Genomic DNA, 12,473 nt, shown 5'->3' with positions numbered 1-12,473 from the left:
TAATTAATTATAAATGAATTATTACTTTAATTGTAATATTGTTTTATAAAAGTATAATTTAGTAATGTAAATAAAATAAATAAATAATAATATACATTTTTTTAAAAAAATGATTATAATAAAATTAGTATTAAAAAATAATGGCTAATTAACTATTTGGTTTTTAAACTCCTGTTAAGTTTATTTGACTTAAAGTTTTTTTTCTATATAACTAGACACATTTTTTAATATTAACCTTTGATAAGTTTTAAGTATAGTATTAAAACTAAAAATAATTACTTTAATTTTATATGAGTTAGGAGTAAGTTATGAAAGATACATATGCATCTGTTCGTTTAGCACAAAAGCCAGAAAATGCTTTTGCTTGTCATCGTTGTGGTAGGGTTATTTTAATTGCCGAATTTTTAGAAGCAAAAAATATTCAATTGAATTGTAATCGATGTGGTTTTAAAAAACATGTTGAAAAAATCAAAATAGAAAAAAAAGCAGAAATTAAAAAAACTAGAATTGCTGCTATTTCTTCCAAAAATTCTTCTAAAAAATAACTTAGCTTAGATTAATATTAATAATATTATAAAAAAAAGAACTCAGTTGAGTTCTTTTTTACTTATTTTTTAGTTTTTTCATTTAAATACTCTTGATAATTATTATTTACTTGTTCTCAATTGATAACTTTTAATAATGCTTGTAAGTATTTCTCTTGTTCATTTTTATATTGTAGATAATGTGCATGTTCTCATACATCAATAGCGATCAATGGGTACATGTTCAAGAATCATGGATTATCTTGATTAAAAGTTTTGTATAGTCTTAATGTACCATTATTGTCAATTACTAATCATGCTCAACCACTTCCAAAAATATCCATGGCAGTTTTTGTTAAAGCAGCTTCAAATTTTTCATAAGATTCAAAGCGATTAATGATTGCTTTACCAATAGCTGATTTTTCATTAAAACCTTTATTTTTCCCCAATAGTGAAAAGAAAAGATTATGATTAATTACTCCCCCACCAAATTGTCGAATGCTACTTTGTAATTTTTTTACATTACAAGTTTCTTTATCCTCACATATATCTTCTAATTTACAATAATTACTTAATAAACGATTTAGTTCCCCTTTAGTTTCAAGATTATAATCAGAAAAAACTTTTGGATGTTTATCCATCACTAATTTTAAAGAAGTTAAATATTTCTTATGAAGTTCTTCATAATGATGTTTAATTGTTTCTTGTGAAATGTAAGGTTCTAAATCATCATAATTATATGGTAAATCGATAATATTAATCTTGTATTTAGGCATTCTTTTCTATCCTCCTTTTCTTTTTAAACTCTTCACATATAAATATTGCATTGCATTATAATAAATTAATGTAAAATTACAAGTTTATTATATTACAAGATTTCTCACTATATGTTATACTAAAAATTAATATTAAATACTAATTTTACTAACAAAGGGTGAAAGTTTTCGTGCAGTACTTATACATGTTTAATAAAAAATCTAATCAAATTAATGTTTCTCACAACAATGATATCATACGTAGAATTAATGTAAACCAAACTGATAACATTAATAGTAATAATTTAGAAAAAAATGAACAAAAACAATCATTTATTGATAAATTTACTTCAAAATCACTTAGTTGTGATGACACCAATAACTTTAATTTCAAAACAGCCAGTTGAACTCTAACAATAATTTATCTTATATCTTTTATTATAATTCCAATTCTTTATAGTTTAATCAAAACTTATGCTGTAAAAGATACTAGTCAAAGTTCATTTCTTAGTCTTTTTATTTTTAGTTTATTGCCAATTTTTGGCTTAGTTGTTTCACTTGGTATTGATTGAGAAACTATGATTAAAAAAGGTGGGTGGGCTGCTTATAGTCATAGTGTATTTGGTTTTATTAGTGTAGTATTTGTTCTTTTATTTTTTATTGCAACAAAAGTTATTAGTGGTAAAGATGATGATGTAACTTCGCTTGCTACTACATTTTTAATTCAACAGTTATTTCAATTGTTAGGATCAATTTTAGTATTAATATTTTGTAGATCATTACGTGAGAGAATTATTACTACTTTAAAAGAAGCAAAATTAGATTTAATAACTTGAGTTACCATTTTTGCTGTTATTGGTACTATTTTAAATATTATTTTCAACATAATTCCTAAATTTAGTGAATTTAATATGTTAACAAGTAATAATACTTCAAAAAATCAAGATGTTTTAAACTTATTAATGAATAGTCCGTATGGCATTTTTGTTTTAGTTCTTAGTACTATTTTTATTGCTCCAATTAATGAAGAAATATCATATCGTCATGGTACTTTTACCATTGTTCGTTATCGTTGATTAGCATATGCTGCTTCATTAATTTATTTCCCATCAATGCATGTTATGGATAGTGGTGATTGAAATAATATTATTGGTTATTTAGGATTTAGTATTATATTACCCTTATTATTTATAATGACACGGGGTAATACTACATATACTATTGGTTTACATGTTTTTTCTAATCTAATTGCAACTATTTCTAGTTTTATTAATAAAAATTAAAAGGAGAAATTATGACTACCTTAACAATTACTGCCAATGATGCTGATCAAACTTTAATTAATTATTTAAAAAAAGTATTTAAAACGCTACCACTGTCAAAAATTTATCGTTTATTTAGAACAAAAAAAATCAGAGTTAATAATAAAACTACTACTGATTTTAAATATCGCTTACAAGAAAATGATTTAGTAGTCATTTATGAAAGTAATTTAGTTGTTAACTATAAACCAGAAAAAATTACTAAAGAAGCACCAATTGAATTGTTTTATGAAGATGATAATTTTTTAATTGTTAATAAAGATCATAATATTGTTGTCCATCAACCATATGGTTCTTGCTTAGATAACATGGTAAAATATTATTTACAACAAAAATACCCGAAGAAGAAACGTGAGCAAACATTTAATATTAGTCATCAGTATCGTTTAGATAAACTAACTAAGGGTTTAATTATTTATCCAAAAAATAAAATGACACAAAACGCACTTCATAATGCTACTAAAAATGGTCAAATTATTAAAAAATATTTGGCTATTTGTTCTGGCCAATTAACTAAAAATTTAAATATTTCTGGTTATATTACTCATGATGAGTTAACAATGAAAATGAAATTTTCAATTGAAACAAGTGAACAAAGTAAAAGTTGTAGCACCATCTTTACACCAATATTTAATACTAAAGATTTTACTTTAGTTGAGTGTCAATTAGTTACTGGTAGAAAACATCAAATTCGTAGTACTTTACAATTTTTAAATTTGCCAATTGTTGGTGACACTAAGTATGGGTCAACAATAGTTACCCCTAATAAAATTGCATTATTTGCTTATTATTTGTCATTTAATGATTTAGAAGAACCATTTACTTATTTGAATGATCAAAATTTTATAATAAAAGATTTAAAAACAGATTTAATTAAACAGATTAAAAAAGAAAAATGATAAAATTAATCTATACTAATATATAGATTACATTTTTATTTTTTTGCTATTTTTTTATTTTTAATAGTGATTAATAATATTGAACTTTTAATTTTGGGTTGTTAACATATTTAAATAAAAAACAAAATTAGTTTTATTTATATAGATTGGGTGAAGTAATGACAACTAAAAAAGGTATTTTTAATACAATTGTTGGTGTTATCATGACAATTATTATCTCTATTTTACAGTTAACTTTTCTTTATGTTACTGGTTTAGCATACGGTGAAAAAATTAATGGTTTAATTCGTGTTATTATTTCTTTTTTGACTTACCTTAGTTTGACAGAAGGGGGACTTGGTTTAATTACCATTTTTTCTTTATATCGTCCTTTACAAAATGATGATTATGAAACCGTCAACGATATTATTAATACGACAAGAAAAAATTATCATCATTCAGGAAGAATATATTTAATTATTCTTGTCAGTGCTGGTTTTATTTTAGGATTAGCTAGTGTTCATTTACCAGAAATTGGTTTAGATATGGAAATTCCTTTTTGACAAGTAGCACTTATTATTATTTCTTTAGGATCACGTGAATTAATCTTTTTTTATTTTAGTGGTGCTTATCAAAATTTAATTCAAGCTGATCAAAAAGGTTATTTAAATCGTTTAATTTTTATTTTTTCAGAGATTATTATGTATATTTTACTAATGACGTTATTAGTTATTAGAAAGTCTGATGGTAAACCGATAGATATGTATATTCCTTTTTTTGCTTATTTTGTTTGTGGTGTATTAAAAGCATTTGTTACTTTTATCGTTATTAAAATTGAATATCCATGATTACAACATAAAAAATGAACACAACAAAAAAGGATGCTAAAACAATCGTGATGAGTAGCCCTGAATCGTTTACCTGACATGATTATTTCTAACATTGATATTATTTTAATTACTTTATTTTTATCACTGACAACAACATCAATTTACACTATTTATATTATTATTGCTACAACGATGCGCTCAATTGCTTTAATTTTAATTAGTTCTTTTCGCGAAGTTTTTGGATATTGAATTGCCAAAAGTGGACGAATTAGATGAACTGTGTATACTAAATTTGAGTTATATGCTTATATGATTGCTGGTTTTTTATTTATTAATCAATTTATTATTACTCAATATTTAGTGTCTGCTTTAAGTATTACAAATATTAATAATTCTGATGGTAATTTTGATTCTTCAAAAAATCTTTTTATTAATTTATTTTTGTCACAACCATGATTTATTTTACTTTTATCTTTAAAAAATACAATTCAAGTGGCAACCGAACCAGGAAAAGTTATTGTAAATGCTACTGTAAAACACAAAGAAACAATTTGAGGTTCATATATTCAATCAATAATCAATCTTGTTTTAGGTGTTATTTTGGGTTGAATACTATCAAATTTAGGTTGAAAACATCAAAGTTATCAATATTTATCATTAAGTTTATATATGATTCTTTTATCAAGTTGTATTGGTTGAGTTTATCGTTTAATTTCAATCTGAGTTTATGTTTGAAAACATTTGACGTATAATAGTGATTTACGTTTTATTATTCAAAATACTTTAGTGTTAATTATTCCAATTTTAGCAGTAACATTATTTGGATGTCTTTATTTCTTTGATAAATATCCACCAACATATAATTTCACAGATTATAGTTTTGTATTACGAGTTATCGGTTATTCATTATTGTATTCATCAATTTTAATTTTTGGTTTAGCAATGACTATTAATTTTCGTCAGTTTTGATCAATTTTTAATTTTAAGAAATTTTTTACTAATTTATTTTCACGTAAACGTAAGCAAAAAGCATTTATGAATCAAGAAGTACAAGAATTTTTTAAAGATAGTAATAAACCTAAAAATAACTTTACTAATAAAACATTTGATTGAACTGCTACTTATCAAAGTACCAATATGAACGTTGATGACTTTATTGAACAAGAGTTGTTACGAAGAAAAAAAGAAGTAGATATTAAAAGTGAAACAAAAGAATCTGAAAATGCTTCTATTCGCGTTGGTATTTATAAAATTAGAGGTTAGTTTATTTAAGGAGTGAATTACATGTTATTAAATGAAGAATGATTTGCAGAAAATATTGTTGAAGAAAAATATTTAGAATTATTAAAGCGTAATTATCCTCAACATCAACTTAAAGATTTATTATTATTAAACATTGATTTACGTTTATTGTATTTAAAACATATTTTAATGATTGAAAATTCTTTAAAAAATGCTTTATTACATCAACTTTTTAATGATAATGTTCAAAATTTAGATAATGCTACTTTTCTTAAACCAGAACACCTAGCTCAAATGAAAACAGCTTTACGTTTGATTCGTGCTGGTTATAATAAATATAATAGAAGTGGTGTTTTAAAATCACGAACAATACGCAGTTTAATAGAAGTTATGTCATTTGAATGAACAATGAAATTATTACAAACTTTAAATGATAAAAGTATCGCTAAGATTGCTCATTATTTTGGTATCAAAGAATTTAATGATAGTAAAATTTTATTAGAACAGTTAGAGTATATTAAAGATGTTCGTAATTATTTATCACATAATTTTAAAGTATTAGCAATTCAATTTAAGTATAAAGAACGGTTTGCTTATTATGAACAAACTTTAAATGCTAATAATGATCATCATTATTTGCACTTATTAATTACTCGTTTTTCTAGTAAAAACCAATTACTAGCGCCATTTAATGTTGATTATGAAAATTTATTTAATAGTTATGATGTTAAAATTCATGATTGTGTTAAGGAAGATACTCAAAGTATAATCCATACTTAATATAGAAAAATTATTAAATTTTAGTAGATTTAATTTAATAAGTATATTATAATGATATCAATTAATTACTAGTGTAAAATAAACCATTGTCGTTTAAAAACGACAATGGTTTATTTTATTTAGAGTTAATGAAAATTAAAGAAAGTAGGAAAAAAATGAAGTCAGAGTATAATGAAAAAAAAGATTTAAATATTACAGAATTATAGCTAACTAAAGTAATATTTACTCATAAATAATGTAAAATAATAATATGTAATTTAAACAGTTTTTGAATTTAAAAGTACAATTCAGCAATAATTAAAATAGATTAGGAAGATTAAATTATGCCAAAACCATACAGTGAAGACTTACGAAGAAAAGTAATAGAAGCTTATGAAAGTAAAAATATGAAAATTAAAGAAATTTGTAAAGTGTTCAATATCACTAGAAAGACTTTATTTTTATGAAGAAAAAGAAAAAAAGAAACTGGGCATATAAAACCAATTTTGAATTATCAAAAAGGACATAGCCACAAAATAAAGGATTTAGATGAATTAAAAAATTATTTAGCAGAAAATAAAGATGTTACAGTTTAAAAAGTAATTGATAAATTTGGAAATATGACTAAAGAAACAGTTTATAACTATTTTAAAAAACTAAATTATACATATAAAAAAAACTTTTCTATATGAACAAAGAGATAAAAATAAACAAGAAGATTTTTTAAAAGAAATAGCTAAAATAATGAATGAAGATTTAGTATATATTGATGAATCTGGAATTGATGATAATGAATTTTATAAATATGGTTGATCTGAAAAAGGTAAAAGATTATTTGATAATAAACCCGCATATAAAATAAAGAGAATGAGTATAATTGGTTCACTAAATAAAGGTAAATTAAAAGCCTTATGAGCATTTGAAGGACATTGCAATAGTAAAATTTTTGAATCATATGTTAAAAATAAACTAATTCCAGTATTAAAGCGTGGACAAATTATAGTTTTAGATAATGCAACGTTTCATAAATCTAAATTAACACAACAATTAATTGAAAATGCTCGATGCAAATTATTATTTCTTCCGCCATATTCTCCTAATTTAAATCCAATTGAACATTTTTGATTTGCTATAAAACATAATATAAGAAAAATATTACCAAATTATTGACCAAATATTAAAAAAGCGATTGATTTTGTTTTTCAAGATATGAGTAAACATTACTTTAGTTAGCTATAATAAACAATTTCAATATAATTAATAGTGTAGGTCTCATAAAATAAACGCCTTTAATTTAGGCATTATTTTGCATTTAAAAGCATACTTGTAAAAATAATTAAAAATAGTACAATTTATAAGTAAAATAAAGAAAAAGGAGAGAAATTATAATGAAAATTATTGAAGAAGAATATAAATGAATTTTTAATTTTTTAGAAAAAACAAATTTAAAAGAAACAACTGAACAAATAATTAAAGAAAAAATTGAAATTGCAAAAAGTACAATTAGTGATATGAATAATGAAATCATAAAAATAAAAAAAGAATCAAAAATAAAAAATTTTTTTATTAGAATTTTTACTTTTGGAAAAATTAATAAAAACAAAGAAAATAGAATAAAAATTATGAAAATAAATGAAAAAATAAATAGACTTAAAAAAGTAATTATAAAATGAAATTTATTTTTTGAAGAAAAATTAAAAAATGAAAATTCTCAAAAATGAGTAAATTTTATAAATAATAACCAAATTCAAAATAACGAACAAAGTAATTATTCCTTAAATACTCGTACAGTTATAAAAATTTAAAAAGGAGAGATTTATTATGAAAACATGAATAAAAACAAATTTTCAAAAAATAGCATTATCATTTGCTGTAATAACTGGTTCTATTGGTTTAATATTAGGCGTAGTTGCATGTTATCAAACTAATGGATTAACAAAATATTTAGACCATTTTTATGAAGAACATAGGGGGGGGGCAACTATTTGGGAACATAAAAGAAATGATGAATATAAAATAGATTTATATTTTGGAGTTAATCCAAAAAATCAAGATGATATAAAATGAGATGGTAAATATCCTGATGGATATTTTTATAAATAATTTTAAATTTCTAAATTGATATAAGAAATATTTTCATTATATTTATCAAATAAATTAATATTGGTTAATTTTATTTCTTGTTTATCAGTCATTAAAATTAAATCATAATTTCCAGCACCAAATATGCCACTAATTTCAATATGATTTAAATTATTAATCGAATTTTCAATGAGGCTTTTATGTAATCTGTGTATCTTTGTTTTACAAAGTTACTAGTTCAGATTAATTCTATCTTCAAATTTTATCATAAAATGAGCAATTGCTGTATTTCAATTTTGAATGGGCATTGTTCATTTTTTTGTTATATTTTCAATTGCTAAGTAAAATATTTTGAAAACTGCCATATCATTAGGAAAAACTTTTTTATTTCTGATAACTTTTCGTAATTGACTATTAACAGATTCAATAGCATTTGTAGTATAAATCACTCTTTTAATTTCTGGTGGATAACTAATAAAAACCATTAAATTATCTCAATTTTTATATCAAGATTTAGTAATTTGCGGATATTGTTTATTTCATTTATAGCTAACTAAAGTAATATTTACTCATAAATAATGTAAAATAATAATATGTAATTTAAACAGTTTTTGAATTTAAAAGTACAATTCAGCAATAATTAAAATAGATTAGGAAGATTAAATTATGCCAAAACCATACAGTGAAGACTTACGAAGAAAAGTAATAGAAGCTTATGAAAGTAAAAATATGAAAATTAAAGAAATTTGTAAAGTGTTCAATATCACTAGAAAGACTTTATTTTTATGAAGAAAAAGAAAAAAAGAAACTGGGCATATAAAACCAATTTTGAATTATCAAAAAGGACATAGCCACAAAATAAAGGATTTAGATGAATTAAAAAATTATTTAGCAGAAAATAAAGATGTTACAGTTCAAAAAGTAATTGATAAATTTGGAAATATGACTAAAGAAACAGTTTATAACTATTTTAAAAAACTAAATTATACATATAAAAAAAACTTTTCTATATGAACAAAGAGATAAAAATAAACAAGAAGATTTTTTAAAAGAAATAGCTAAAATAATGAATGAAGATTTAGTATATATTGATGAATCTGGAATTGATGATAATGAATTTTATAAATATGGTTGATCTGAAAAAGGTAAAAGATTATTTGATAATAAACCCGCATATAAAATAAAGAGAATGAGTATAATTGGTTCACTAAATAAAGGTAAATTAAAAGCCTTATGAGCATTTGAAGGACATTGCAATAGTAAAATTTTTGAATCATATGTTAAAAATAAACTAATTCCAGTATTAAAGCGTGGACAAATTATAGTTTTAGATAATGCAACGTTTCATAAATCTAAATTAACACAACAATTAATTGAAAATGCTGGATGCAAACTATTATTTCTTCCGCCATATTCTCCTAATTTAAATCCAATTGAACATTTTTGATTTGCTATAAAACATAATATAAGAAAAATATTACCAAATTATTGACCAAATATTAAAAAAGCGATTGATTTTTTTTTCAAGATATGAGTAAACATTACTTTAGTTAGCTATACTTTCAAATGATTCTAAAGCTTGCATTGCTTGTTCTTCACTACATGCACTATAAATTGGTTTTAAATCTGCAACTAAGGTTTTTCGATGTTTGTATGAAACATATTTTAAACTATTTCTAATTTGATGAACTATGCATAATTGATGTTCAGTTTTAGGATAAACTGCTTGTATTGCTTCTGACATGCCTGTTAAATTATCACTACAAGCAATCAAAATATCATTTAAGCCTCGATTTTTCATTTCTGTAAAATTAGCTAGTCAAAATTTAGAACCTTCATTTTCACTAATTCATAAACCTAAAACATCTTTTTTGCCTTCTAAATCCACTCCTAATGCTATATAAACTGATTTGTTAATAATGCGTTTATCTTGCCGTACTTTAACTACTATACAATCAAAATAAACAATAGAATAAATACTTTCTAATGGTCGATTTTGCCACGCCTTGACATCATCTATCACATCATCAGTAATTTGACTAATAACACTTTCACTAATATCTGCACCATGATATAACTCTTGCAACTGCATTCTAATATCTGATAAAGTCATTCCTTTGGCATATAGTGAAAGAACTTGTTGATCAAAGCCATCAAATCTTCTCTGTCTTTTTGCAACTATTACAGGAGTAAAATCACTATTACGATCTCTTGGTACATTAATTTCAATTTTACCTTGTTGAGTTATTAATTTTTTTGAACTTATACCATTACGAGCATTTTCACTATTACTATGTTGATTTTTTTCATACCCTAAATAATTTTGCATTTCAGAATGGAATGGCAACACTTTTTAGGACTATTTTTTGGTAGACATTTGTTTTTGATAATTAACTGGAGTTAAGTAGTTTAAAGTGCTGTGGATTCTTATGTTGTTGTATCAATTGATGTAATAGACTTACTGCATAACGTTTTTAAGTTTTAATGATAAATTATAAAATCCTGCAATTAAATTAAATCTTAAAAATATTCGTTTTCTAGCTTTTCTAAATTTATAACCAATAATTTTAAAACATTTTAAAAATGCAAAAACATGTTCAATTTTTCTGCGAGTTTTATTAATAATCTTATTAAAAATTTTAATTTTACTTGTTTTAGGATTATTTTTACTAGTTTTAATGGGTAAAAATGTATTACTATGAATTTTTTGTAAACCTTGATAACCTTTATCTGCAAGAATTACAGTTTCTGACAAAAATTCTAACTTTGAATTTTTAAAAGTTTTAAAATCATGATTTTTACCAGTATCAGGAAAAATATTTAAAATTTCATTAGTATGTGCATTAATTATGGTTTGAAACTTAACAGTATGCATTCATTTTTTGCCAGAAAATCAATCTTTTTGATTATATTTTGGTCGTTCTGTTTCTACTTCTGTTACATCAATTATCAAAATTTTATTTTTGAATTCTTCTTTTTAAAAAAATATTTTTATTTGTTAAATTATTAAACTTATTATTATTTATTAAAATGTCTTCAATTGAACGAATATTTCGTAAAGCAGTAGTATCAACCATATCATACTCAGCACCAATACTATGATATAGCTAACTAAAGTAATGTTTACTCATATCTTGAAAAACAAAATCAATCGCTTTTTTAATATTTGGTCAATAATTTGGTAATATTTTTCTTATATTATGTTTTATAGCAAATCAAAAATGTTCAATTGGATTTAAATTAGGAGAATATGGCGGAAGAAATAATAGTTTGCATCCAGCATTTTCAATTAATTGTTGTGTTAATTTAGATTTATGAAACGTTGCATTATCTAAAACTATAATTTGTCCACGCTTTAATACTGGAATTAGTTTATTTTTAACATATGATTCAAAAATTTTACTATTGCAATGTCCTTCAAATGCTCATAAGGCTTTTAATTTACCTTTATTTAGTGAACCAATTATACTCATTCTCTTTATTTTATATGCGGGTTTATTATCAAATAATCTTTTACCTTTTTCAGATCAACCATATTTATAAAATTCATTATCATCAATTCCAGATTCATCAATATATACTAAATCTTCATTCATTATTTTAGCTATTTCTTTTAAAAAATCTTCTTGTTTATTTTTATCTCTTTGTTCATATAGAAAAGTTTTTTTTATATGTATAATTTAGTTTTTTAAAATAGTTATAAACTGTTTCTTTAGTCATATTTCCAAATTTATCAATTACTTTTTGAACTGTAACATCTTTATTTTCTGCTAAATAATTTTTTAATTCATCTAAATCCTTTATTTTGTGGCTATGTCCTTTTTGATAATTCAAAATTGGTTTTATATGCCCAGTTTCTTTTTTTCTTTTTTTTCATAAAAATAAAGTCTTTCTAGTGATATTGAACACTTTACAAATTTCTTTAATTTTCATATTTTTATTTTCATAAGCTTCTATTACTTTTCTTCGTAAGTCTTCACTGTATGGTTTTGGCATAATTTAATCTTCCTAATCTATTTTAATTATTGCTGAATTGTACTTTTAAATTCAAAAACTGTTTAAATTACATATTATTATTTTA

At 23.0% G+C, this 12,473-nt stretch carries 16 protein-coding genes and 2 pseudogenes; 11 read left to right on the top strand and 7 right to left on the bottom strand.

Going from position 1 to position 12,473, the window contains the following annotated elements; all coding sequences use genetic code 4:
- Positions 1–308: 308 nt before the first annotated feature.
- Positions 309–545: a hypothetical protein gene (locus ACQH26_RS06425; RefSeq protein WP_286640752.1), complete on the top strand. Its 237-nt coding sequence runs from the start codon at positions 309–311 to the stop codon at positions 543–545.
- 62 nt (positions 546–607) lie between these two features.
- Here the strand turns inward: ACQH26_RS06425 and ACQH26_RS06420 are convergent, their stop codons facing one another.
- A complete protein-coding gene (locus ACQH26_RS06420) occupies positions 608–1,300 on the bottom strand; it encodes a superoxide dismutase (RefSeq protein WP_425381988.1) in 693 nt (230 codons plus the stop codon).
- A gap of 509 nt (positions 1,301–1,809) precedes the next feature.
- Between ACQH26_RS06420 and ACQH26_RS06415 the strand changes: the two genes are divergently transcribed.
- From ACQH26_RS06415 to ACQH26_RS06380, 8 genes are all read left to right on the top strand, one after another.
- The gene (locus ACQH26_RS06415; RefSeq protein WP_425381987.1) at positions 1,810–2,562 is read left to right on the top strand and encodes a CPBP family glutamic-type intramembrane protease; all 753 of its coding nucleotides are present in this window, start codon (positions 1,810–1,812) and stop codon (positions 2,560–2,562) included.
- An 11-nt stretch (positions 2,563–2,573) separates the two neighbouring features.
- Positions 2,574–3,503, top strand: a complete 930-nt coding sequence (locus ACQH26_RS06410) for a pseudouridine synthase (RefSeq protein ID WP_425381986.1) — start codon at positions 2,574–2,576, stop codon at positions 3,501–3,503.
- Positions 3,504–3,658: 155 nt separating this feature from the next.
- On the top strand, positions 3,659–5,572 hold the full coding sequence (locus ACQH26_RS06405) for a hypothetical protein (RefSeq protein ID WP_425381985.1): 1,914 nt from the start codon (positions 3,659–3,661) through the stop codon (positions 5,570–5,572).
- Positions 5,573–5,593: 21 nt separating this feature from the next.
- Positions 5,594–6,331 (top strand): Abi family protein, encoded by a 738-nt coding sequence (locus tag ACQH26_RS06400; protein ID WP_425381984.1) that lies wholly within the window; start codon positions 5,594–5,596, stop codon positions 6,329–6,331.
- A gap of 323 nt (positions 6,332–6,654) precedes the next feature.
- On the top strand, positions 6,655–6,906 hold the full coding sequence (locus ACQH26_RS06395; RefSeq protein WP_425381983.1) for an IS630 transposase-related protein: 252 nt from the start codon (positions 6,655–6,657) through the stop codon (positions 6,904–6,906).
- 148 nt (positions 6,907–7,054) lie between these two features.
- Entirely contained in the window at positions 7,055–7,543 is a 489-nt protein-coding gene (locus ACQH26_RS06390) for an IS630 family transposase (protein WP_425381982.1), read from the top strand.
- 155 nt (positions 7,544–7,698) lie between these two features.
- Positions 7,699–8,115: a hypothetical protein gene (locus tag ACQH26_RS06385; RefSeq protein ID WP_425381981.1), complete on the top strand. Its 417-nt coding sequence runs from the start codon at positions 7,699–7,701 to the stop codon at positions 8,113–8,115.
- 16 nt (positions 8,116–8,131) lie between these two features.
- Positions 8,132–8,413 (top strand): hypothetical protein, encoded by a 282-nt coding sequence (locus tag ACQH26_RS06380; RefSeq protein ID WP_425381980.1) that lies wholly within the window; start codon positions 8,132–8,134, stop codon positions 8,411–8,413.
- A gap of 212 nt (positions 8,414–8,625) precedes the next feature.
- On the opposite strand, the pseudogene ACQH26_RS06375 reads toward ACQH26_RS06380, so the two are convergent.
- Positions 8,626–8,937, bottom strand: a pseudogene (locus ACQH26_RS06375) (transposase); the annotation flags it as partial.
- 121 nt (positions 8,938–9,058) lie between these two features.
- Here ACQH26_RS06375 and ACQH26_RS06370 point away from each other — a divergent pair.
- Entirely contained in the window at positions 9,059–9,418 is a 360-nt protein-coding gene (locus ACQH26_RS06370) for a helix-turn-helix domain-containing protein (RefSeq protein ID WP_425381863.1), read from the top strand.
- A gap of 40 nt (positions 9,419–9,458) precedes the next feature.
- Positions 9,459–9,968, top strand: coding sequence for an IS630 family transposase (locus ACQH26_RS06365; RefSeq protein WP_425381979.1), 510 nt, complete (start codon positions 9,459–9,461; stop codon positions 9,966–9,968).
- Here ACQH26_RS06365 and ACQH26_RS06360 read toward each other — a convergent pair.
- The 5 genes and pseudogenes from ACQH26_RS06360 to ACQH26_RS06340 all read right to left on the bottom strand — a co-directional run.
- Positions 9,954–10,727, bottom strand: a pseudogene (locus tag ACQH26_RS06360) (IS256 family transposase); the annotation flags it as partial. The gene ACQH26_RS06365 and the pseudogene ACQH26_RS06360 overlap by 15 nt on opposite strands.
- Before the next feature lie 24 nt (positions 10,728–10,751).
- Positions 10,752–10,841 (bottom strand): IS3 family transposase, encoded by a 90-nt coding sequence (locus ACQH26_RS06355; protein WP_425383097.1) that lies wholly within the window; start codon positions 10,839–10,841, stop codon positions 10,752–10,754.
- A 9-nt stretch (positions 10,842–10,850) separates the two neighbouring features.
- Positions 10,851–11,345, bottom strand: coding sequence for a transposase family protein (locus ACQH26_RS06350; RefSeq protein ID WP_425381977.1), 495 nt, complete (start codon positions 11,343–11,345; stop codon positions 10,851–10,853).
- A gap of 154 nt (positions 11,346–11,499) precedes the next feature.
- Positions 11,500–11,988 carry an IS630 family transposase gene (locus ACQH26_RS06345; protein ID WP_425381862.1) on the bottom strand — a complete coding sequence of 163 codons (489 nt, stop codon included), beginning with the start codon at positions 11,986–11,988 and terminating at the stop codon, positions 11,500–11,502.
- 40 nt (positions 11,989–12,028) lie between these two features.
- Positions 12,029–12,388 carry a helix-turn-helix domain-containing protein gene (locus ACQH26_RS06340; protein ID WP_425381978.1) on the bottom strand — a complete coding sequence of 120 codons (360 nt, stop codon included), beginning with the start codon at positions 12,386–12,388 and terminating at the stop codon, positions 12,029–12,031.
- Between the last annotated feature and the right edge of the window lie 85 nt (positions 12,389–12,473).

The organism is Spiroplasma endosymbiont of Melieria omissa, from assembly GCF_964031175.1.
GTDB lineage: Bacteria > Bacillota_I > Bacilli_A > Mycoplasmatales > VBWQ01 > Spiroplasma_E > Spiroplasma_E ixodetis_A.
The sequence above is the reverse complement of the archived record's forward strand: the minus strand, read 5'-3'. Positions and strand labels throughout refer to the sequence as shown.